The sequence below is a fragment of the Methanobacterium sp. SMA-27 genome (genome assembly GCF_000744455.1).
Classification (GTDB): Archaea; Methanobacteriota; Methanobacteria; order Methanobacteriales; family Methanobacteriaceae; genus Methanobacterium_B.
In genome coordinates, this window is sequence record NZ_JQLY01000001.1 from 2,341,280 (window position 1) to 2,363,531 (window position 22,252).

The following is a 22,252-nucleotide window of genomic DNA, read 5'->3' on the forward strand; positions in this document are numbered from 1 at the left end:
ATGGTAAAATTAAAAAAGTTTAAGATTTTTAAGTACCATTTGTATTTCCATAGAGTTTTCTTGATGAAGTTATCTGAATGGTGGTAACATCAATTGTTATGCCTCCATTTTTAAGTGTGCCCATTGCAGATGCAGTTAAACTGTAAGTTTCATTCGCACTTATAACAATCTGGCCTCCAGAACTGTTTCCACCAGAAATAGCGTCTTTATATCCCATCACTGTGATGTTAACTGGTATTACAGTTTCTTTAGAATTTCCTGATATTTGCGCCGATAATGTCTGAAGATTTATACCATCCAAACCTGCCTGAGTTTTCAATGCAGCTGCAACATCGTCAGGATTATTAATTTTTTTGTTTGATTGAGAACTAAGAATATTAGAACCCGAACCAAAGCTTAATAGAGAAGTAATCTCGTCAATTTGCATTCCAATAAGTTTTCCCACATCTGGAGGTTGGGATGTTACAATAGTGTAAGAGCTTATAAGGCCTGCTTCGAAGAAAACAGTAAAAAATATAATGAATAATATGATCTTCATGATTCTTGACAAATGTACCACCTTCAATTTTTCTGGATCAGTAATTGGATTAACTATTATATTAAGATTATAAATATAATTTGAATACTGTTATTTGAACATTATGTAAGAAAAATATTTCCATGGGATCTTATGACTGATGATATAATTTTAAAATTCACAAACGCCGATCTTCTAATAGATGATTCAGCATATAAAAAAATAGTAGAGCAAGAACATTCTAATCAGATTGTAGATTCATTAATAAAAGATCTATCAGGTTCCAATGATAATTTGATATTTTTAACAGAACCTATTGTAGATCAATACATTCAGAAATATTTATCAAAGTATGATCCACAAAATTATGCTAATCAAGATTCTGATATTATTGAAGAGATGTATAATGAAATTAATAATAATAATAAAACCCCCCGAGATAAACTATTAGATGTTCCATTTGATTTCCATGTGATCCAGGATGCTACCAAAAAATCATATACAAATGGAGAAATAAAAGACTTTTCAGCTTATTTCAACAACAGATTCCAGAAAATAAAGGCTATGTTAATTAAAAAACCAGGCCTTAAAGATAGTTATCCCATGAAAGATGTGGGTGTTCGTGATGATGTTGTAAATGTTATTGGAATGGTAAATGATATTAGAAATACTAAAAATAACCACAAGATAATGGAAATTGAAGATGAAACGGGTTCCATCACTGTTCTTATACATAATGAAAATCATTCTCTCTTTGAATTGGCTGAAAGTGTTGTAAAAGATGAAGTGATTGGTGTTATAGGTAGTAAAAAAGGTACCCTTGTAATTGCATCGGATATCATTCATCCAAGTGTTCCTAGGATAGATGAGAAGAAAATGGATTTTTCAGCTGTTTTTATTTCAGATATCCATATAGGAAGTTCAACATTTCTAGAAGACGCTTTCAAAAGATTTGTAAAGTGGATAAATGGTGATTTTGGAGATGAAGAACAGAGAAAAATAGCAAATGATGTACGTTACCTTGTTGTTGCAGGGGATGTTGTAGATGGAATTGGAGTTTACCCGCATCAAGAAGAAGAACTTACTATAAAAAACATTTACGAACAATATGAAGAAGCAGCAAGACTATTAGGGGACATAAATGATATTAAAATAATTATTGCTCCTGGAAACCACGATGCATCAAGATTAGCTGAACCACAACCTGCAATTCCAGAAAATTATGCAGCTGACTTATACAAAATTAAAAATGCTGAATTTGTAAGTAACCCATCTCTTGTAAGCCTTGATGGATTAAAAACTCTGATATATCACGGAAGAAGTTTTGATGATCTTGCAATGACTGTAAATGGATTATCTCATCAAAATTCAGACCTGATAATGAGAGAACTTATTGAAAAACGACATTTAGCACCTATATATGGTGAAAGAACACCTCTTGCATCGGAATTTGAAGATCATTTGGTAATTGATGAAATCCCTGACATATTCCATACTGGTCATGTACATATTAACGCCTACAAAAAACATAAAGGAATACACATGATAAATTCTGGAACTTTTCAGTCTCAAACAGAATTCCAGAAAATATATAATATAATGCCAACTTGTGCAGAAGTACCTGTTCTTAATAAAGGAGCGTTTAAAATACTCAAATTTACATAAATTAGAATATTTATTTTTAAACAATTAAAAATTATAATTATACTGTTCTAATTCAAGGAGGATTTAACATACAAAAAAACGAAATAATTAAGAAAATTGTAACAGTATCACACTACCTATATGAGAAGGGTCTTGTACCAGGTAAATCCGGAAATATCAGTATGAAATTCAAAAAGGATGAATTTGAAAGGGTTGCTGTTACACCAAGTGGATTTTCACTCAAATCTATTGTTGAAAAGGATGTAGTAATCGTTGATATGGATGGAAATTTAGTATACAATTCAAACAAGAAACCTACTTCAGAAATGCTAATGCATCTTAACATATATAAAGAACGGAATGATATTAATTCAGTTGTTCATACACACTCCCCAATTGCTACAGGATTTGCATTTGCTGAAGAAAAAATAAATAGATTGGAAGGTTTTGGACCAATTGAAGAAAAATTTGTCCCCTTTGTGGATTATTATCCACCAGGGAGTATAGAGCTTGCAGAAGCTGTTTCAAAAGAATTGAAAAATCAAGATATTGTTGTTTTAAAAAAGCATGGGGTTGTTGCTCTTGGAAAAAATTTGGAGGAAGCAACTCTTCTTTCTGAATTTATTGAAGAAAGTGCCAAAATACAATTTGTAAAAAGTTCTTTAATGGCGAATAGACTCTAATTCACTTAAAACATTCCAAATAAGTGTTCTGGCATGTATTGGAATATTGGGATCATTACTTATCTCATCTAATATTGAGATCACAGTACTAGCTCGTACAGTTGGATCTTCATCATCCTTTGATAATAAATCCTTTGATTCTTCAGCTGCCCTTCTAATATTTCTTGGAACGCTTGTATCTTCTGTAATATGTTGTAAAATTTGATTACACCGATCAAATGCATCTTGACTCATAATATGGCCTCCATTTTTAACTTAAATTTACCCTTTAAATATTAATAGATTACTATAAGAGTTATATCCAAATGTTTTTATATCTTCTGATTAAAAAGCTTTTGGCTTGTAAAAACTTTTGTTGCACTTTAACTGATAATTAAATATTTAACTTTTAGATACTGCTATAGCAACTGTGACACCATTGTAGGGTGTTTTTCTGAAAATAAGAATAGAATCATTACCTGCTGCAATTAATGATGATGGTTCACACACACCTCCAACACCAAATTTGTTCTTTACAAAATCTGAATCATTTAAATCAGGATTTTTGAAATTTTTTATTGATTTTTCAGAAATTATTTCAAGGGGAATGTGAAGTTTTTGTGTAGCATCAATAATTCCATTTTCATTTTGCTTCATCTGACCAGTAGCAATTGAATCAATACGTTCTAATGGTAAACCGAGTACATTCAAAGCATTTTTAATAGCATTAATAACAACTGAACTAGCAACATCTTTTCTAGAACCTATTCCCACAACCAACTTTTTTGGCTTTAAATTCATTGCAATTGAACTTTTCGAGACGGTTATGGTATCGGATGTAGTTGAACTTTTATAATACGATTTTTTGACATCTAAATCTTCCCATAAATAATTTAATTTAGGATTAAAAGCTATTTCAACCCTTTCATCATTTATCAGCGCTGAATTTATATATTTTATTTTTGAAATATCATCTATTTTTAGATAATATCTCCTTGAAAGGCTATCTATCCCTAATTTATTATTAATATCTGTTGAAGTGGTTATAATTGGTTCTGCATCAATTATATTAGCAATTTTTATTGAAAAATCATTTGCACCACCTAAATGTCCAGAAATAAGACTAATTACATGTTTACCCATTTCATCTATTACTAACACTGCAGGATCTTCATTTTTATTCTTAATTAATGTACAAATGTTTCTTATCATGATTCCTGTTGCCATAACTCCTATTATACAATCGTAGGAATTGAATATATTGTATAAAGTATCTTTAATATTTTTATGAAACATATCAACTTTAATAACACTTGGATCTTCTTCGAGTATGGTATGAATATTCTTTACAATCATTCGACCATTTTTTGTGACACTAAGTAGAGCTATTTTCATTTTTTATCATCCAAATTTATCATTAAAATTTTATCCATTTATCAGTTTATTATTAATTAGTAAAATCCACTTTGTATTATTTACTTAATAGCTTGAATTAAAAATATTTCATGACATTATGAAAATAGTGAATATAATAAATAAAAATGATGATAATATTAAGAAAATTATTATTGTTATCTTAGTAAGTTGAATTGCTTTAAGAATTGTTTCAGATTTTAAAGGATTGATATTATCACCAAGTTCATAATAACCTGGTTTTTTCAATTGTATACCAAGTGCTCCTGCAGTAGCAGCCATTGGATATCCAGAATTAGGACTTGGAGTTTTTTTTGCATCTCTCATCATAATTTTGTAAGCATTTTTCCAGTTAAGTTTCAAGAAAAATGATGCAATTATAATTAGCCAACCAGTGATCCTTGCTGGAAAATAATTCAAAATATCATCTAATCTAGCTGGAAACCAACCAATATTTATATTTTCAGGGTTTTTATACCCCACCATGGCATCTAAAGTGTTAACAACCCTGTAGAATACTGCACCTAAAACACCAAATAAAAATGCGTAAATCAAAGGAGAAATAATGGAGTCTGTGATATTTTCAGTTAAAGTTTCAATATCTGCAGAAATTAACTCACTTTTAGAAAGTTTCGAAGTATCTCTACTCACAAGATAAGACATGGAGTGTTGTGCTTTGACCAGACTAATATCAATATCTTTTTTAATCAATTTTACAGAATCAAATAGTGATTTAATTGCAAAAGTGGTAGAGAGAAGTATTGCTGAGATTAATACATATAAATAGGGATTATAAGTTGAAATTTTCAATATAATTCCAAATATGAAAATAAAAATAAACAAAGTTGTAATAGTAAGTACAACGCCTGATATTTTATTATTATGTTTCTTAAGTATATTTTTTAGTATGTTGATTAATTTTCCCATCAGAACAACAGGATGAATTTTTGATGGAAGTTCTCCTAGTATAATGTCAATAATTACAGCAATTAAAATAATTGTTAATATGTCCATATTACACTCCAATATTACAATATCATTTATATCCTAAATTCTGTTAATAAAGATAGTTTAAATAATTTTTTGATAAAATTTTTAGATGAATTTTTTAAATCGCAATTTTTATATCATACAATTAGATTTATAGAATTTTTATTTTAAAAAATTATCAGGCAGAGGTGCATTTCATGTGTAAATTAAATTATTATCTCAAAAATTTTGATAGTTCAGCTAAAATCTATCAATTATTAGATATTTATCATTACTCTAATGAAAAAATATGTTATTTATTTGAATTTAATGATTATAATTTAATTTTAAATATTATTTTGTACTAACAAAGAATATAATTTGAGAATGAGGGATATATTGCAAGTGTAAAATGATTTTTATTTGGTTTAAAATAAGGTGAGAGGTACATTGCAAGTGTAAAAAAAATAGATAATAATAAATTTAAAAATGATTTTTTTATAAAATTTTTAAAGTAAAATTTCAAGTGTATAAATTTTTTTAAAATGAACAATTTTTCATTGAATTTATGATAATTTAATATAATGATAAATATTTATTTGGATTTTTATAACTATTACATTTGTTTTTAAAAAATTTTTACTTTTTATTTTTTTTGAAAAAAATGTTTTAAGTAGCTATATTAATAATTGGTGATAAATTGATAGTTTATTTCAGGATTTATCCTTTATTAACGATTTATTTATTTAATATTTTATTATAATATTTTTCATTTTAATTATACTGAAATTTAATATTGTTTAATACTATATAAATATATCTATAAATTTCTAATAATACTAATTGTTTTATTATTCTTTTTTTATAAAAAAAACAATTAATATCAAGCATAAAAGCAATAAAAAACTTTTATAATATTATATAAATTAAATAAGGATTAATTAGATTATTTAAAGGAAAATAATACTTAATATGTAAAAAAATGTGAAATTTTTCTTTAAAAATTTATATTATTGTATTTATTGTTACAAAATTAAAATTTAAAAAATTTTAATATAATTTATTATTTCGATTTGTTATATTTTTTTAAAGGAAATTATGTGAAATTAAAATTGTGTCTTAATAAAATTCAAAAAAGTAGAAAAGGTAATACGAAAACTTTAATACTCACAATCTACTGATTAATATTTACACTTGAAATGTACCTTTCACCCAAAAAATATCTATCACACTTGAATGTTTACACTTGAAATCTACCTCTCAGTATCGCATGAATATTTATTTCATGTTTTTTACACTTGAAATGTATCTCAACTATGTTGAATACTGAATATTTGCATGATTTTTTACACTTGAAATGCACCTCTCTTTCATGCAAAAATAAATATTTTAAAATAAAAATCCATTCATTTAATCCCATATTTGAATATTAATAAATGGAAATTTAACGATAATAAACCTGTTTACTATATTAAATCTTTATTAAAGGGGAATAGTGATATTAATGAATATATTTGAAGAATTGGGAGAAAAAAAGACTGTTTTTAAATGCAAAAAATACTTAGATCACAGATTTCTTCCAGAAAAATTACCTCACAGAGAAGAGCAAATTAAATCAGTAGCAAAATACTGGATTGAAGCTTTGAGCAGTGTTACACCACCTGATGTTACGATATATGGTAAAACAGGAACAGGAAAAACAGCAGTTGCCAAATTTGCAAGAAAACAATTAGAACAAATCTCCAAAGAGAAAAAGGTAAATGTTAGGGTAGAATATATAAGGTGCACAGATTACACTACTGAATATCAAGTTATAGCCCGTTTATGCCAACAAATGGGGCAAGATGTCCCTTATAGAGGTTGGACCAAAGCTGAAGTAATTAATGCTTTTCGTAATCTTTTCAAAAAAAATGTGTTTGGAAAAGATCTTATCTTGATTATAATTCTAGATGAAGTTGATATTTTATTAAAAAATGATGGTGACGGCCTTCTTTACACTTTAACCCGGACAGATAATGTTTCTATTGCTTCCATAAGTAACTTTGTAGATTTTAAACAGTTTATTAAACCCCGGGTAAGAAGTAGTCTTCGAGATCGAGAAATTGTGTTTCCACCATACAACGCTCAACAACTAGTTGATATTCTACAAGAAAGATCGGAAATGTCATTCAAAGAAGGAGTTCTCAATAATGATGTTATACCATTATGTGCAGCTCTTGCAGCCAAAGAAGAAGGAGATGCAAGATATGCATTGGATTTACTCCGTACATCTGGTGAACTTGCAGATGAAAGAGTTTCTGAAACTGTTTTTGAAAATTATGTTCGTGAAGCCAAGGACTATATAGAACACAACAAAGTCACAGATATTGTGATGACACTTCCAAGCCAGCAACAGAAAGTTCTAGAGTCAATTCTTTATTTAACTAAGGAAAAAGAAGAAATAACTTCTGGAAGACTGTATGAAGTTTATAAAGAGTTTTCTAAGGGTGATTCAGTATCATACAGAAGAATATTTGACTTCATAAATGAACTGGAAATGCTCGGTCTAATATCAACCAAAACAATATCTAGAGGCAGGGGAAAAGGTAGAACAAATATAATTGATCTTCAATGTGAAATGGGGCTTCTGGAAGATGCAATATGGAATGGTTAAAAATATGCTAATTTTTTAAAGTTTTAATTATTTTTTTAAAAAAAATTGTTTTATTCAAAACTATCAATTATTGATTTTAATAGTGCCATACGAACAGGGACACCATAAAATGCTTGTTCAAAATATTTTCCATATTTTGTATTGTCCACATCGTATGATATTTCATCGACCCTTGGAAGAGGATGCATAACAATAAGATCTGTATCTTCGACCAATTTTTTATCAATCATGTATGCACCCTTAATTTTTGAATATTCTTCTGGATCTGGGAATCTTTCCTTTTGTATTCTTGTAACATATAAAACATCTGAATCTTCTAGGACACTATGAATATCATTAGTTTCATTGATAGAAACTCCAGCCTTATTTAAATCATGTACTATTCCATTCGGCATCTTAAGTTCGGGTGGAGAAACAAAACTCATTTTAACATCAAACATTGCAAGTGCATAAGCTAATGAATGAACTGTTCTACCATATTTAAGATCTCCAACTAATGCTACATGAAGTTCATCAATTTTACCCAGTACTCTCTTCATTGTATACAAATCAAGCAAGGTCTGAGTCGGATGTTGGCCGGCACCATCTCCTGCATTTATTACTGGAACATCAACTACACTACTTGCAAAACGTGCTGTTCCTTCCATATTATGTCTTATAACAATTGCATCTGAATATTCTCCAACAATTTTCACAGTGTCTGTTAGATTCTCACCTTTAGTTGTTGAACTAACATTTGCTTCTGCGAATCCTATTGTACTACCGCCTAATCTTTTCATAGCTGCTTCAAATGAGAGCCTGGTTCTTGTTGATGGTTCATAAAAGAGCATTCCTAATATTTTTCCAGAAAGTACATTTGATTGTTTTTTGGACCTTGCTATTGGTTCCATTTTCTCGGAAAGTCTTAATATATACTCAATATCATCTTTACTGAAATCACTTATTGATATAATATTTTTTTGATGAAAGACCATTTGCACACCACATATCATATTTCATTTTAAGATAGATGTATTATTATTTAAATAGAATATTGCATTAATCTATTATTGACATTATAATACTCTTCTATTACTATTCATATTAAATTTTTCAGAGTTTTCTTGCAAATGTAAGATATCCTGTATGGCCTGCCATTCTTGTTTTTGGCCGTGTCCCTTTGTTTGTAACTTCAATACCTCTGAAAATGCATTCAAAACTTTCTACTTCTGATAATCCAACTTTTTTAAGCACTCTTTGCAGAATTTGAACCTGCTCAACAAAGGGGGTGTATGTAGCAATATAACCTCCAACTTTAAGAGCTTCTTTTGCATATTCGGCAGCATCCCATGGTTTTGGGAGGTCTAAAAATACTAGATCCAAATTTTTTTCTTCTATACCTTCTGTAACATCAGTACATTTTACTTGGACATTTTCAAGTCCAAATCCTTTAATGTTTATTTCTGCAATTTCTGCAAAATCTTCACGAATTTCATAGGAATATACTTCTCCCTCTTTACCTACAATATTACCGAAATGAAGTGCAGTAGCTCCTGCTCCAGTTCCAGCATCTAAAACCCTAAAGCCAGAACCTAATCCTGTTTTAGCAACAATGATTCCAATGTCTTTTGGAAGAATAATTGAACATTTTCTTTCCATAAGTTCGATATAATCATTGACATTAGGTTTTATAACTTTAAATTCTCTACCTAGATGGGTTTTTAGCACATCTCCTGCTTTTGATCCAATAATATCTTCTTCAGTAATAAATCCGAAGTCAGTATGGAACTCTTTGTCAGCTACCATATACTTCTTACCCCTTTCATCCATTAAAATTCGCAAATGTACCACTCCTAACTTTAATAATTTAACAGCTGTAAATATCTATGTAAAAAGATTATTGTAACTCTTTAATGATTATTTAAAATTATCTTTAAGTTCATCATCCATTTTTAATATTACATGTCTATCTGTTTTAATGGTTTCAAAACCTGAATTAATAACTCGTATAATTCTTTGGGCAATTTTATTTCCAATTCCCTCTACTTTTTTAAGATCTTCTTCTGATGCATTGATCACAGCTTTTACACTTTGAAACTCTTCAAGTAGTTTTCGAGCTGTCACTGGACCTACATTTGGTAATGATTCAATTATAAAGAGTTGTTGTTCCCAAGTAGTTAATGGTTTTTTTCCATTTCTTAACTGAATATCTGGTTTTGCATGTTTCTGTTCCCTAATTGCTATCCTATATATCATTGCTGCCGTATCTTCAGGGGATCTGGTAGGTATAATTGATATGCCAAAGTCCAAAGCGATTGATGCAATGGCACCCCGTATCGCATTTGGGTGTACAGAGCTGGAGTAAAGATTTATTCCTTCAATTATCATAATAGGTTTTTTGAAATTGTCAACGAGTTCTTTTGCCTGTTTATGGAGTCTTTTATCCATTATAGAACTAATAAAATCGGCATCAGTCTTTCTTTCAATTGCAACTTCTTCGCTTACTTGATAATCCGCAACTACAAGACTTTTAATTTCTACTTCAGCATTTAAATGTTCGAGTTCCCTTAGAATTTTCCTTTCTTTTAAATCTGCGTAGATAACTGGTTTGTTTTTGTTTTTTTCTTCCGCTTCAACAATTATATTTTTATTGTTATTAACAACTTTAAAATTACTCGGATCATTCCGGTAATTATTTGAAAGTTGTTTTTTCATTTGTTTTTCTTTGTTAATACTTGACCAATAATATGACTCGTCCCTTGTTCCTTTGGTTATTAATATGGACATTTTTCCTAAATGTTTACGGCCAGTTCTACCTCTTCGTTGGATCATTCTTATTTCAGATGGAACTGGTTCGTACAAAACAACCAAATCTACTGCAGGTATGTCTATTCCTTCTTCTGCAACACTAGTGGATATTAGAACATCATATTCTCCGTTTTTGAAAGCTTTAATTATTTCTTTTTGCTTTTTTTGAGTTAAACCCTTTTCATTTTCTCTTGATGCTTGTCCAAAGAATTTTACAGCATTTATACCTTCTGCAGTGCAATGCTGATAAATATTTTCAACTGAATCACGAAATTGGGTAAACACAATTACTCTTGATTCTTGATTTTTCAGTTCCTTTTTAAGGATATTTATAAGTTTTTTGAGTTTGGGATGGTCAATTCCCTTTTTGTAAGCATTTTCTGTAAGACCCATGGCCATTTGAAATTCTGCATCATTAATAAGTCCCTTGGCAGCTTTTGTCTTTTTTTTCCTTAATCGTTCAAAGTATTTCTGAAGAGTTGTAGTTCCTTGTGTTTCTAGCAATTCCAAAGAATGTAAAATATTTATAACTGCAGTCAAAATAGAAACAGCAATGAAACATTTTTTTGGTGGGTGAATACTTCGGCCTATCCTATTTTGTGCTTTTCCTTTTGCTATAAGCACATCCTTTTTACTGACATTTGAAACAGACCTGATAACTCCCATTGTTTTAAGAGTTTTTAAGCGTACCTTCAATGTTTTTTCAAGGTGTAATTTTATATCTTTAAGTTCCTGATTAAGTTCTATTTTCACCCATTTAACTTCAACTGGATTAAAATAGGGTTCAACATCTGAATCTTCTTCAGTTTTAATAACAACATCTTTTATAAAGAGATTTTTACAAATTTCTTGAATTTTCACTTCATCCCATCCTGGAGATGCTGTGAGCCCTAATATTAGTGGATTTTTAGATTCTTGCATGTATTTAGTAGCAAGATAAACATAGGAATATGATCCCACTCCACGATGACATTCATCAAAAACCAACACAGAAACGTCTGAAAGGTTATACCGACCAGATATTAAATCTGATTCAACTGTTTGAGGGGTTGCGCATATGATTTGGGAATCATTCCATCTTTTAATTCTTTCTTCAGGTTTAATGGCACCTGTTATTGATGTTACACTAGTTTTTAAAAAATATCTGAAGCTTTCTTCGTGCTGAACAACAAGAGGTTTGCTCGGTGCAAGAATCAACACTTTTGAATTGTTATAAGTATTAAGTCTTTCAGCAGCTACTAAAGCAGCTACTATTGTCTTTCCAAGTGCAGTTGGAGCTACAATCATTGTGTTTCCATTTTTTAGCACATCAGCTGCTAATACTTGTTGGTAAAGCCTTGATTCTATTTTTTCTGCATTAATCAAGGGGTGTTGTATCCATTTTCCCATAATGATCTATATCTAAAAATAACTTATAAATGTTTACAATTAAAGTACAAAATTCGGAATTAGAGATGATCAAAGATTTTTTTTGAATTAATAAGATAATAAAAGCCTAAATTTAGTTACAATACAAAATTTAGTATCATACATTTCTCAGGTTGATCAAAAAAAATATTTTAAAAAAATTTTTTATTTATCTTCAATAATTAAATTCTCTAGATCGTTGTATACAACATCAATTCCACACATATTAGGAACATAATTTGCGGCTTTGGCTGAATCTACTCCAACTACTTTGTAATCAAGTTCTTCTATTGGAGCAACTACCATACAAGTGTCACAAACTATTTTTCCTCCTGCATTTTCAATAATTTGGGTGTAACCCATTCTGTCTGAAGCAGCTTTAACTGAAATAGAAGTGCATACCCATAACATGTTTTTTAGTTTACGACCTGCAACAGTTTCAGCTACCTTTCTTATCTCTTCAAGTGATGCATGTGGACATCCAACACAAATCAGATCAGGTTTTTCGTTAGTTGTTGATAATTTTTCTTTGGTTTCTTCAATATCATTTCGATTAATAGATAATTTTTCAACTTTATTATTTGCAATAAATTTAAGTGCCCATTTACTTTCCGGTGTGGTGTTTTCTACATGATAGAGCGCAACAGCACCTGATGATGCAAGTGCAGCTCCAAGCCATTTAAGTTGGTCAGTTGATGGACTTTTTTTAAATTTAAAGTATGGAACTCCTCCACCAACATGGTTTCCTACCATGTAACCTATGGCACCAAAGTCCGAGCCCATTACAGACGTATCAATTTCAACCTGTAAATTTGGATGTCTCTCCTCTTCAAGATGATATCCGTACTTCGCAGTTCTTCCACAAATTGCTGCTGAAAGAGCTCCTGGCCCTCCTTCACGATTAGTACGTGCACCTAAAACTGAATTTGCATAACAAACGGCAGATGACTCTGACCATGCAATATGTGAGCCAAAAGTTGGTACATTTCCAACTAAATATGGTGTGCATGTACAAGTGGTTGATACTCCCATTTTCTGATATGCTTCTACAATTGCAAGCTGTTTTTTAGTGAATTCTTCAGAAAATCCCAATTCTCTCCATATTTTAAGATCAACACCAGCAGGATTTAGAGTTGAAGGGACTCTAACAAGCGCATCTTTTGAAAGATCTTCTAGAAACTCTAGTCCTGCATCACCAATAGTTTTATATGAAACACCAGATATCTGTGCAGAAGTGATAGAAACTAGTTTTCCTGCTCCGTATATATCTCCAAGAGCTACTAGAATCTCCATACATTTCTCTACTGCTGGTCCTTCCTCACCGGCATACATCTTTTCTTCTTCGCGTGTTAGGTGCATAGAAATCACTAATTTTTTGAAATATTAATATGTATTATATTTTCAGCTAGCATTCAATTGTGTTCTAATTATTTCATCAACAAGATTCAGAAAATTATCCATTTCTCTATAAGGGATTACAGCACCTGCTGCAATATTATGCCCACCACCAGATCCATTGAAACTTTTTGAAGCATTTTCAAGGGCATATCCTAGGTTAACTCCCTTTTCAGTCATTTTTGATGTGGTTCTTCCAGATACTTTTATTATATTATCCATGCGAGACATTGCAAGAACTGGTTTTTCAGGATCTAAAATTTCAAGATCGAGACCGATGCTGGAAAGAGTACCCATTATACGTTTTTTACGTTTTTCTTCGGTGTATATATATTGGATTTTATCTTGAACAACTGATCCCTCTTTGCTGATCCATTCAATACCATGCATTAGATCGTCACTGTAACTTTTAACAAGATCTTGAGCTTCTTTAATAGATTTATCTCTATCACCTATGCATATACTGAGGCCTAGGCCTTGTTTCTTATTCTTTCCACAAGCATCAAGTATGTTGGAATAATCTTCAAGGTTCCTTAGTTCTGGTATTTCTGTGGGTATGCTATAAACACTGCTGAAAATTTCAGGGTTTATCTTAACAAGCTCTTCCTTAAGGATATCTTTCTCTTCATTGCCTAACTCTGTGAATTTAATTCTATAAGAAATTCCTATTTTTTCTAAGAAAGTAACTGAACCTTCTTCATCTCCTGAAATCCCTTTGATAGCAGGATTAATTGTATGGGAAAGTGCTTTATAAAGTGGTTCATGTGTTTTGTTTGCTATTTTAAGATCATCTCGAACCTCGATATTATGGGACTCAATACCATCATCAAGTATCATCTTATTAACACCACTAAAACCGTTTTTATATTGCATGTCTCCAAATGCACCTACAAGAGCCAGTCCGGCTAGATTTTTATATTCCATAGGTCGAACAGTGAGATATGATACTCCAGATCCGCTTACATCCTTTGTACCGTCCAGTCCATATAGGTGTGGATTGACATGTATAATATTATCTGGAATTGTTGTTTCGGGATTGGTTTGGTGATGATCAGCTATTATAACGTCACCCTTGAGTCTTCTTATACCCTTGAGATTAGCACTACCCATATCGCAGAAAACAAATAATTTATATTTTTCCTTAAAAAATTTTGAGAGTACTTCATCCTTTAATCTAGGAACTATGGTAACATGGAATTTACCCTTTTCTTTGGCAATTGCGTTACACATTACCCCAGCAGCGGATATTCCATCAGCATCGTTGTGAGAAATTATTCTCACAACATGATCTTGCTTTAAGTGCCTGCGCAATAGATTGCAGGCTTCTTCTGCCTTATTTAACAAGGAGTGCTGCTGTTTTTGGATCATATCTCCATCCTTCAGGGAGCACACCTTCCCTTACATAATATCTTACGAGTCTTCTGATTTTGGATTCGATGATCCTAAGGCCTCTTTTGGTGTGAAGGTCCTTTGGGTTCTCTGTTAAGTGGTCTCTAATATTAACTGCTTTTTTTATCAGGTTAATGAGTTCTTCAGGATATTCTTCTCCTTGACCATGTTTTTCAAGTATTGCAGTTATTTTATCCCCGGTTACTGTTTTAACATCAGGAATTCCGTACTGGTCTCTTAAGATAACTCCTATAACACTTGTAGATTTACCTTCCTTTCTGAATTTTAACACTAATTCTTCAATTTCTTCATTTGAGTATTCTGTCCATTCAGGCTTTATTGCCATCTAATCACCTCTATAATCTTTATACCAAATTGCAAACTTTTCAAGTGATTTTCTACGGTGAGAAAATTTATTTTTTTCAGTTATGGATAATTCTCCGAAGGTTTTATCATATCCTTCAGGCGTGAATAAGGGATCATATGCAAATCCATAATTCCCTTTCTCAATGTATCCTATACATCCATTGACAGCACCTAAAAAAATCTCGGGCTCGGTTTTGGGGGTGCAGAACCCAATAACCGACCTGAATTCGGCATATCTGTCTTTAACATCACCCATAAGTTTCAATATACCCTGATTTCCCAGTGTATCCTGTACATAGGATGAATAAGTACCTGGAAACCAATCAAGGGCTTTAATGAAAATACCTGCGTCTTCAACTATCACTGGTTTGCCAAGACGCTTGGCAACATGTTTTGCACCATACCAGGCTACATCTACCAAATTTCCTTGGATTTCTGGGTAACCGAGGTCTACATGTTCCAGTTCTATTCCAAAGTTATCAAAGATACCATTGGCTTCTTTTACTTTGTGTTGGTTACCAGTTATAAATGTTATCTTCATGTATCTCAGCCCATCATCTAAATACTGTCCTAAAATTTTATCTTAAATATTAGTTATCACTGAATTTAAGTTGTTTTTTTATATATAATTCTGTTTTAGAAGATAAAATACCGTTAATTAAAGAAAATTACTTAAGTATTTTATCTGTGTAACGTCCCCGTCCTTCAATTTCCATCATCTTTGATACTACAGATTCATAATCATTAGCGTACCGATATCCGTGGAGAACTGATTCAATACATTCCTTGGAGATAGTGTGGTGTATTGCAGAAATTGCTTTTTTAAACACTAAAAGGTCAACACCTTTATCTTCAACCAGATCTGATATCATTCCCAGTCCAAAATCTATGAAAATGAGCTGTTCATCTTTAACCATCATGTTTGAACTAGTCAGATCTCCATGTATTATCTTGCAGTTATGGAGTTTTGCAATGTTTTCACCAATTTTTTCGCATAAATCTTTAAATTTAAAGTTATTGGAAGTTTTTGAACCCTCAAAAATATTTTTTACTGGAGTGCCTAATATTTTTTCCATTACAATTGCACTTTCATCTTTTACAATGTCATATATTATCGGAGTTTTGACACCACAGCTTTTTGCTTCTCCTAACAGTTTGGCTTCACCCTTACTTCTTTTTTTTCTCAGATAATTATCAATATCTTCGATTCTATATCCTTTTGGAACCCTTTTCTTAATTACAGCTTCTTTGTCCATCCATTGTCCGGGTAATATGTTAGCTTCTGCACCTTTTTCTAATATATCTGAAGGTAGTTCCAATATTCTTTCAGAACTTTTCATCCAAGGAACATCTACCTGGTCAGTTCTATATTTCTGTATTATCCCTGTATCTTCAATATCAGTTACTAAACCATTTTTATGCATCAATTGCCCCATCCAAGCTATCATGGCACCATTATCTCCACAGTACTTTATTGGGGGCATGTAAAAATCTGCATAATGTTCCTCAGACATAATTGATAGCATTTCTCTTAATCGTGTATTTGCAGCAACACCACCACATAAAAGGACCTCAACTTTCTTTGTGTGAGCAATGGCTCTTTCTGTCACCTCTACTAACATTGCAAAGGCAGTTTCCTGTAGGCTGTAACAAACATCTTCTATGGCTTCACCAGATTCATATTTCCTTATGGCAGCAGTTAAAAGTCCTGAAAATGATAAATCCATTCCCTTAACAGTATAAGGGAGTTTAATGTAGGTGGACGATTTTTTTGCCAGTTCTTCAACTTTTGGACCGCCAGGATGCCCAAGCCCCATTGACCTACTAAATTGGTCAAGACAGTTTCCTATGGCTATATCAAGGGTTTCACCGAATAATCTATATCTACCTGAGTCAAAAGCAATTATTTGGGTGTTCCCCCCACTAACGTAAAGCGTAACTGGATCAATTGCACCTGTAGTTAATTTTCCAATTTCAACATGGCCAATGCAATGATTTACTCCAACTATGGGGATTTTAAGCATTAAAGAAAGGCTTCTTGATGCAGTTGCAACAGTTCTGAGGGCAGGTCCAAGACCGGGGCCCTTAGAGAATGCAACCAGATCAATTTCATTTAAATGTAATTTTGACTCACTAAGGGCCTCTTCTATCAAAGGAACAATTGTGGCGGCATGGTGTTCTGCAGCTTCTCTAGGGTGAATTCCTCCACTTTCGGGTATTAGGGCTTTACCAACAGAGGATAAGATTCTGCCTTCTGAGTCTACAATTCCTACACCTGTTTTTTCTGCGGTACCCTCAATTCCTATACATATCAATTAAATCACTTTTCCATCAATATTTTCAATTAGATTAAATTAGTTAGTACAATATTTTATATTAAAAATTTGTATACATCAATTGTCATATCAAAATTTCAGAGTTATCATTTATTTATATCTAATTTTATAACATAACTAATAATCGAAGGTGAAACAATGGAAGGAGTAATAAAATGTTATGGATCAGCAAATATGATTCATAAATTGAAAAATAAGGATTCATTATTTTTATGTGTAATAGCAAGTACATTAACATCTAGAATTACAGGAATAACAGGTGCAGGAGCAACACCTGAATTAACTGATTATACTCCTGCAGCTGATGTTGAGCTTGTAATGTTGGGGGAGCCTCTTTGTCTTTCTGAGATTCCAAAAACTGTTGTAGGTGGCGTAGCAGCACCAACTCCTGCAGTAATAACTAAAGCTTCTTTAGATCTTGCAGATATTCCTTTCTTGGTTGTAGATGCGGGGGCTGCAGTAAAACCAAATATACCCTATATGAATATAAATGAAACTCCTGGAGGAGATATAAACAAGGGAAACGCTGTTGATAATTCTGAAAAAATCTTTAATAAAGGGGTTATCCTTGGTAAAAATCTTTCAAAATTAACAGATCACCTTGTGATTGGAGAAAGTACCCCTGCAGGTACTACCACAGCTCTAGGAGTTTTAACTGCAATGGGATATGAAGTTGATCATAAAATTAGTGGAAGTACTCCTGAAAATCCCCATGTACTTAAACATAGTGTTGTTGAGAATGGCCTAAAGCTTTCAGGGTTTAAAGCTGGTGAACTCGTTACTGAACCTTTTAAAGCTATAGATGCAGTTGGAGATCCAATGATACCTGCAGTTGCAGGCATTGCGATGGGGAGTACAGTACCTGTTACCCTAGCAGGAGGTACCCAAATGACTGCGGTTTGTGCAGTTATTAAAGGGATAGCACCTGAATTTGATTTTAGTTCATTATCTATTGCAACGACAGTATTTGTTGCTGAGGATGAAACTTCGGATATTAACTTTATAGCCAATCAAATTTCAGATATCAGTATTTTTGCAGTTGATCCTTACTTTGAGAAATCAAATACCATTGGTCTTGTAAACTACACTAAAGGTTCAGTAAAAGAGGGAGTTGGTGCGGGAGGGGCAATGTTCGCAGCAATGCTTAAAAATGTTTCAATTGAAGATATAAGAATTAGAACTGAAGAACTCTGTAGGGAAATTTTTTAAATAGAATTTTCTAAATTTATTTAAAAATAATTTAACAAATAATAACAACAAAATCGATTTTAAAAATAAATAAAATAAAAAATGATTTTTTTTATGGATGCACTAAAGAGATGATTATTACAGTAATACCGACGATCCAACAATAGTATGCAAAGATCATCAGTGTCCGTTCTTTAATTATTTTAAGTAGTAATTTGATTGCTAAATAACCGAAAATTAATGCTGATAAAAATCCTGCTATTAAAACCGCAGTACTTGCATCAAAACTTGTTATATCTTTAGCTTGTACTAAAGCAGCGCCCAGTATAGCTGGTATGGATAATAAAAAACTAAACTTTGCTGCTAACTCTCTGTTAAGTCCTGAAAATAGTCCTGCAGAGATGGTTGCACCTGATCTTGAGATACCTGGAGCTATTGCAATACCCTGTGCAATACCGATTACAAGAGCATTTTTAAATGAAATATCTTCCACATCCTTCTCTCCAGGTTTAACTCTTTCAGCACCCCACAATAACAGTCCTGTAATAATCAAGAAGAATCCAACGTATATAACAGAATTAAAAAGAGCTTCAAACTGTTTTTGAAGTAAAATTCCCATTAATCCTGCAGGTATTGTTCCTACAACCAGGAGCCATGTAAGTTTTTTAAAGGGTTTTTCCTTTAATCCTTCTTTGAATTTTCCTCTGAAAATATCCATAATACTTGATATGAATGAAGTAATTATTTCTACAATATCTCTCCAGAAATATCCTACAACTGCTACAAGTGTTCCTAGGTGTAATAATGTGTCAAATGCCACATTTTGTGGTAGTCCTAAAATATCTGTAATAAATACTAAATGTGCAGAACTACTTACTGGAAGAAATTCTGTTAGACCTTGGATTACTCCTAAAATTATTGCTTGAATAATGTCCATTTTTTTATCACCTTATAATTATTGAAATATGTAATTTCATTAGATTAAATTGCTGATATAAAATATTGTTTTACTTACTTTTATTAAAAAATTAGTGAAAAAAAGTTATAAGTTATAACTTATAAGTTTTTAGTTATAAGTCAGAATTCACGTGTGTCAACCAACCATATTCATCTTCATTTTCACCATTAACTATTGTAAAAAAGGTTTCTTGAATTTTTCTAGTAATTTCTCCCCTATAACCTTCGCCTACAATAATCTTATCAACAGAACGAACAGGAGTGACTTCAGCAGCCGTACCTGTGAGAAATACTTCATCAGCTATGTATAACATCTCCCTTGGGATCTGTTCTTCACGAACTTCCAATTCTAACTCATTTGCAAGAATTATTATTGCATCTCGTGTTAAACCCGATAATAGGGAAGAGGAAATCGGGGGTGTAAACAGAATATCATCTTTAACAACAAAAATATTTTCTCCACTACCTTCACTAACCATACCCTGATAATCGAGCATGATACCTTCATCATATCCATTGATAATGGATTCCATCTTTGCAAGTTGTGAGTTCATATAATTTGAACCCGCCTTTGCCATGTTAGGCATGGTGTCTGGGGCCATTCTTCTCCAGCTGGATATTCCAACATCAACACCTTCCTCAATAGCTTTTTCACCTAAATATTTTCCCCAAGCCCAAGCAGCTATAACAGTTTCAACAGGGCAGTTCATTGGATAAACTCCCAGTTCACCATAACCTCTAAAAGCAATGGGCCTAATATAACACGCCTTCAATTTGTTTATCTGAATGGTCTTTACAATAGCTTGACTGAGATCATCAACAGAGTACGGTATTATCATTCTGTAGATCTTTCCTGAATTTATTAATCGTTGAACATGCTCTCGCAAACGGAATACAGCAGGGCCTTTTTTAGTCTCATAACACCTTATTCCCTCAAAAACACTTGTTCCATAATGAACAACGTGTGATAAAACATGTAAATTTGCATCCTTCCAGTCAACGAAATTTCCATTAAACCATATTTTTCCTGATTCATCAAATGCCATGGTTATCCCTCAAATTTATCATTTATAATTAGGGTTACTAGAATAAATAGATTTATAAAATTAATAATAAATGCTCAAATCATAAAATATATACAATTTTAGTCTTTATTTTGAAAAAGATTAAATTTTAATTATTATATTTCATGATCAATTTTTTTACTAATAGATTAGAATGAAAATTTTATAAGTAGTACAGTTAAATCAATATTTACAAATATTCATATATAATATTTGAGACTTTATGGATTTCTAGAAAAGGTTTATATAGCCTAACGCATAATATGAGAGAAGAGGGCCGGTGGTCTAGGGGTATGATACCTCGCTTACAACGAGGTGATCAGGAGTTCGAATCTCCTCCGGCCCATTTATAGGCATTTTTTGATCAAATAAAATTACAAAAATAAAATAATTTTAGGTGTAGATAACCATTTTATTGTTTCTTGGAAAATCTAATTTTAATTTTTTTTTCAAGGGGCCGGTGGTCTAGGGGTATGATACCTCGCTCACACCGAGGTGATCAGGAGTTCGAATCTCCTCCGGCCCATATTCTAATTTTATGACATATTCATTTTTCAAGATTTTGATTTAAAATTTAGCAAGCTCTATTTTAAATTACCAATGTTAAATTTAGAGCATATTCAGAATTTTATGATAAAAAAAAGATTTTAAGAATCATATTTTATAGCAACACAATTAGAACAACATATATTATCATTGAAACGAAGAAAACAATTGTTCCTTTAGTAAGTACCACATTTGGATCCCTATCTGCATAAAAGACAAGACCGTATGATAGGATAGCTGAAGATAGTATCTTGGAAACACCAATAAGGGCAGTGTTTTTATTAAATAGGCCTATTATATAGGTTATCAATGATGATAATAATAGTACTATTATAATTAGCGCAATAGTGTTACTCATAATACCTTTGAATCCCGGCATAAAGTTTCCAAGATTCAAATTCCTTCCAACACTTTTTGATCTTCTACTTTTAGATAAACTTCTTTTCCCTGCATGGAAAATTGATGGTCCTTTTGATGATTTAGTCGAAGGGATATATGTTTCTGAATCTTCGTTTTCATCGATTACATTTGTTTCATATATTTCATTTTCTTTTTTGGAGAATTTTTTTGCTATTGTCACTAAACCATCTTTATCAATAAGTTTAATATTTCTTCTTCCCGCATAATTTGACGCGCTATTAGTGAAGTAAGATGTGGTAATTACGACAATCTTCGATGCTTTAAGGGTCTTACCAACCATTTCCATTTCCTTCAATACATCTAATCCGACTTCCCAATGTTCATCATAGTTTTTACAGGCCACTACAACACCCATATCTCCTACAATGGTAGGTAAAACTCCATAGATGTCTATTATATAGCGGGAAGTTTTGAAGTCCTTGTAGACCTTGAATCCAGATTCTTCCATAACCTTTCCAACGAACCTGACCAACCTATCTTTTTCCAATTTCCTCACCTTAAAATACCTAAGGGAATGATATTTTACATTATCTTTACTA

19 protein-coding genes and 2 tRNA genes are annotated in these 22,252 nt (G+C 31.7%); 6 read left to right on the forward strand and 15 right to left on the reverse strand.

Annotated elements, in window-relative coordinates; translation table 11 throughout:
* Positions 1–28: 28 nt before the first annotated feature.
* Positions 29–550, reverse strand: a complete 522-nt coding sequence (locus DL91_RS11900) for a hypothetical protein (protein ID WP_048192024.1) — start codon at positions 548–550, stop codon at positions 29–31.
* A 120-nt stretch (positions 551–670) separates the two neighbouring features.
* On the opposite strand from DL91_RS11900, the gene DL91_RS11905 reads away from it, so the two are divergent.
* The gene (locus tag DL91_RS11905; RefSeq protein ID WP_048192026.1) at positions 671–2,182 is read left to right on the forward strand and encodes a DNA-directed DNA polymerase II small subunit; all 1,512 of its coding nucleotides are present in this window, start codon (positions 671–673) and stop codon (positions 2,180–2,182) included.
* 95 nt (positions 2,183–2,277) lie between these two features.
* Complete coding sequence (locus DL91_RS11910) at positions 2,278–2,844, forward strand: class II aldolase/adducin family protein (RefSeq protein WP_369792076.1); 567 nt, start codon at positions 2,278–2,280, stop codon at positions 2,842–2,844.
* Here DL91_RS11910 and DL91_RS11915 read toward each other — a convergent pair.
* From DL91_RS11915 to DL91_RS11925, 3 genes are all read right to left on the reverse strand, one after another.
* Positions 2,824–3,078 carry a UPF0147 family protein gene (locus DL91_RS11915; RefSeq protein ID WP_048192030.1) on the reverse strand — a complete coding sequence of 85 codons (255 nt, stop codon included), beginning with the start codon at positions 3,076–3,078 and terminating at the stop codon, positions 2,824–2,826. The genes DL91_RS11910 and DL91_RS11915 overlap by 21 nt on opposite strands.
* 147 nt (positions 3,079–3,225) lie before the next feature.
* Positions 3,226–4,218 (reverse strand): cobalt-precorrin 5A hydrolase, encoded by a 993-nt coding sequence (locus DL91_RS11920; RefSeq protein WP_048192032.1) that lies wholly within the window; start codon positions 4,216–4,218, stop codon positions 3,226–3,228.
* Between the two features lie 108 nt (positions 4,219–4,326).
* Positions 4,327–5,250, reverse strand: coding sequence for a cobalamin biosynthesis protein (locus DL91_RS11925; RefSeq protein ID WP_048192033.1), 924 nt, complete (start codon positions 5,248–5,250; stop codon positions 4,327–4,329).
* Positions 5,251–6,709: 1,459 nt separating this feature from the next.
* On the opposite strand from DL91_RS11925, the gene DL91_RS11930 reads away from it, so the two are divergent.
* Positions 6,710–7,858, forward strand: a complete 1,149-nt coding sequence (locus tag DL91_RS11930; RefSeq protein WP_048192034.1) for an orc1/cdc6 family replication initiation protein — start codon at positions 6,710–6,712, stop codon at positions 7,856–7,858.
* Between the two features lie 50 nt (positions 7,859–7,908).
* Here the strand turns inward: DL91_RS11930 and pyrB are convergent, their stop codons facing one another.
* The 8 genes from pyrB to DL91_RS11970 form a co-directional block, all read right to left on the reverse strand.
* Positions 7,909–8,832, reverse strand: a complete 924-nt coding sequence (pyrB, locus tag DL91_RS11935; RefSeq protein ID WP_048192035.1) for an aspartate carbamoyltransferase — start codon at positions 8,830–8,832, stop codon at positions 7,909–7,911.
* Positions 8,833–8,950: 118 nt separating this feature from the next.
* Complete coding sequence (locus tag DL91_RS11940) at positions 8,951–9,679, reverse strand: tRNA (adenine-N1)-methyltransferase (protein WP_048192038.1); 729 nt, start codon at positions 9,677–9,679, stop codon at positions 8,951–8,953.
* 75 nt (positions 9,680–9,754) lie between these two features.
* A complete protein-coding gene (locus DL91_RS11945; protein ID WP_048192041.1) occupies positions 9,755–12,034 on the reverse strand; it encodes a DEAD/DEAH box helicase in 2,280 nt (759 codons plus the stop codon).
* A 183-nt stretch (positions 12,035–12,217) separates the two neighbouring features.
* Positions 12,218–13,411, reverse strand: coding sequence for an aconitase X catalytic domain-containing protein (locus tag DL91_RS11950; RefSeq protein ID WP_304412457.1), 1,194 nt, complete (start codon positions 13,409–13,411; stop codon positions 12,218–12,220).
* A 42-nt stretch (positions 13,412–13,453) separates the two neighbouring features.
* Complete coding sequence (locus DL91_RS11955) at positions 13,454–14,815, reverse strand: DHH family phosphoesterase (RefSeq protein ID WP_048192045.1); 1,362 nt, start codon at positions 14,813–14,815, stop codon at positions 13,454–13,456.
* Entirely contained in the window at positions 14,781–15,182 is a 402-nt protein-coding gene (locus DL91_RS11960; RefSeq protein ID WP_048192047.1) for a 30S ribosomal protein S15, read from the reverse strand. Before DL91_RS11960 ends, DL91_RS11955 begins: the two co-directional genes overlap by 35 nt.
* Complete coding sequence (locus DL91_RS11965) at positions 15,183–15,743, reverse strand: XTP/dITP diphosphatase (protein WP_048192048.1); 561 nt, start codon at positions 15,741–15,743, stop codon at positions 15,183–15,185.
* A 127-nt stretch (positions 15,744–15,870) separates the two neighbouring features.
* Positions 15,871–17,517 carry a bifunctional N(6)-L-threonylcarbamoyladenine synthase/serine/threonine protein kinase gene (locus DL91_RS11970; protein WP_048192050.1) on the reverse strand — a complete coding sequence of 549 codons (1,647 nt, stop codon included), beginning with the start codon at positions 17,515–17,517 and terminating at the stop codon, positions 15,871–15,873.
* A gap of 159 nt (positions 17,518–17,676) precedes the next feature.
* Here DL91_RS11970 and cobT point away from each other — a divergent pair, with 159 nt between their 5' ends.
* A complete protein-coding gene (gene cobT / locus DL91_RS11975; RefSeq protein WP_048192052.1) occupies positions 17,677–18,747 on the forward strand; it encodes a nicotinate mononucleotide-dependent phosphoribosyltransferase CobT in 1,071 nt (356 codons plus the stop codon).
* Positions 18,748–18,838: 91 nt separating this feature from the next.
* Here the strand turns inward: cobT and uppP are convergent, their stop codons facing one another.
* Positions 18,839–19,663 (reverse strand): undecaprenyl-diphosphatase UppP, encoded by an 825-nt coding sequence (gene uppP, locus DL91_RS11980; RefSeq protein WP_048192055.1) that lies wholly within the window; start codon positions 19,661–19,663, stop codon positions 18,839–18,841.
* A 133-nt stretch (positions 19,664–19,796) separates the two neighbouring features.
* Positions 19,797–20,729 (reverse strand): branched-chain amino acid transaminase, encoded by a 933-nt coding sequence (locus DL91_RS11985; RefSeq protein ID WP_048192057.1) that lies wholly within the window; start codon positions 20,727–20,729, stop codon positions 19,797–19,799.
* A gap of 292 nt (positions 20,730–21,021) precedes the next feature.
* Between DL91_RS11985 and DL91_RS11990 the strand changes: the two genes are divergently transcribed.
* Positions 21,022–21,093 (forward strand) — tRNA-Val (locus DL91_RS11990).
* 108 nt (positions 21,094–21,201) lie between these two features.
* Positions 21,202–21,273, forward strand: a tRNA-Val gene (locus DL91_RS11995).
* A gap of 135 nt (positions 21,274–21,408) precedes the next feature.
* Here the strand turns inward: DL91_RS11995 and DL91_RS12000 are convergent.
* Positions 21,409–22,200, reverse strand: coding sequence for a restriction endonuclease (locus DL91_RS12000; RefSeq protein WP_048192059.1), 792 nt, complete (start codon positions 22,198–22,200; stop codon positions 21,409–21,411).
* Between the last annotated feature and the right edge of the window lie 52 nt (positions 22,201–22,252).

What these genes read in the sequence shown, in the direction of transcription:
- DL91_RS11905 (WP_048192026.1), top strand. Translation starts at nt 671, where the DNA reads ATGACTGATGATATAATTTTAAAATTCACAAACGCCGATCTTCTAATA.
- DL91_RS11915 (WP_048192030.1), bottom strand. Translation starts at nt 3,078, where the DNA reads ATGAGTCAAGATGCATTTGATCGGTGTAATCAAATTTTACAACATATT.
- DL91_RS11920 (WP_048192032.1), bottom strand. Translation starts at nt 4,218, where the DNA reads ATGAAAATAGCTCTACTTAGTGTCACAAAAAATGGTCGAATGATTGTA.
- DL91_RS11925 (WP_048192033.1), bottom strand. Translation starts at nt 5,250, where the DNA reads ATGGACATATTAACAATTATTTTAATTGCTGTAATTATTGACATTATA.
- DL91_RS11930 (WP_048192034.1), top strand. Translation starts at nt 6,710, where the DNA reads ATGAATATATTTGAAGAATTGGGAGAAAAAAAGACTGTTTTTAAATGC.
- pyrB (WP_048192035.1), bottom strand. Translation starts at nt 8,832, where the DNA reads ATGGTCTTTCATCAAAAAAATATTATATCAATAAGTGATTTCAGTAAA.
- DL91_RS11945 (WP_048192041.1), bottom strand. Translation starts at nt 12,034, where the DNA reads ATGGGAAAATGGATACAACACCCCTTGATTAATGCAGAAAAAATAGAA.
- DL91_RS11950 (WP_304412457.1), bottom strand. Translation starts at nt 13,411, where the DNA reads ATGCACCTAACACGCGAAGAAGAAAAGATGTATGCCGGTGAGGAAGGA.
- DL91_RS11955 (WP_048192045.1), bottom strand. Translation starts at nt 14,815, where the DNA reads ATGATCCAAAAACAGCAGCACTCCTTGTTAAATAAGGCAGAAGAAGCC.
- DL91_RS11960 (WP_048192047.1), bottom strand. Translation starts at nt 15,182, where the DNA reads ATGGCAATAAAGCCTGAATGGACAGAATACTCAAATGAAGAAATTGAA.
- DL91_RS11965 (WP_048192048.1), bottom strand. Translation starts at nt 15,743, where the DNA reads ATGAAGATAACATTTATAACTGGTAACCAACACAAAGTAAAAGAAGCC.
- cobT (WP_048192052.1), top strand. Translation starts at nt 17,677, where the DNA reads ATGGAAGGAGTAATAAAATGTTATGGATCAGCAAATATGATTCATAAA.
- uppP (WP_048192055.1), bottom strand. Translation starts at nt 19,663, where the DNA reads ATGGACATTATTCAAGCAATAATTTTAGGAGTAATCCAAGGTCTAACA.
- DL91_RS11985 (WP_048192057.1), bottom strand. Translation starts at nt 20,729, where the DNA reads ATGGCATTTGATGAATCAGGAAAAATATGGTTTAATGGAAATTTCGTT.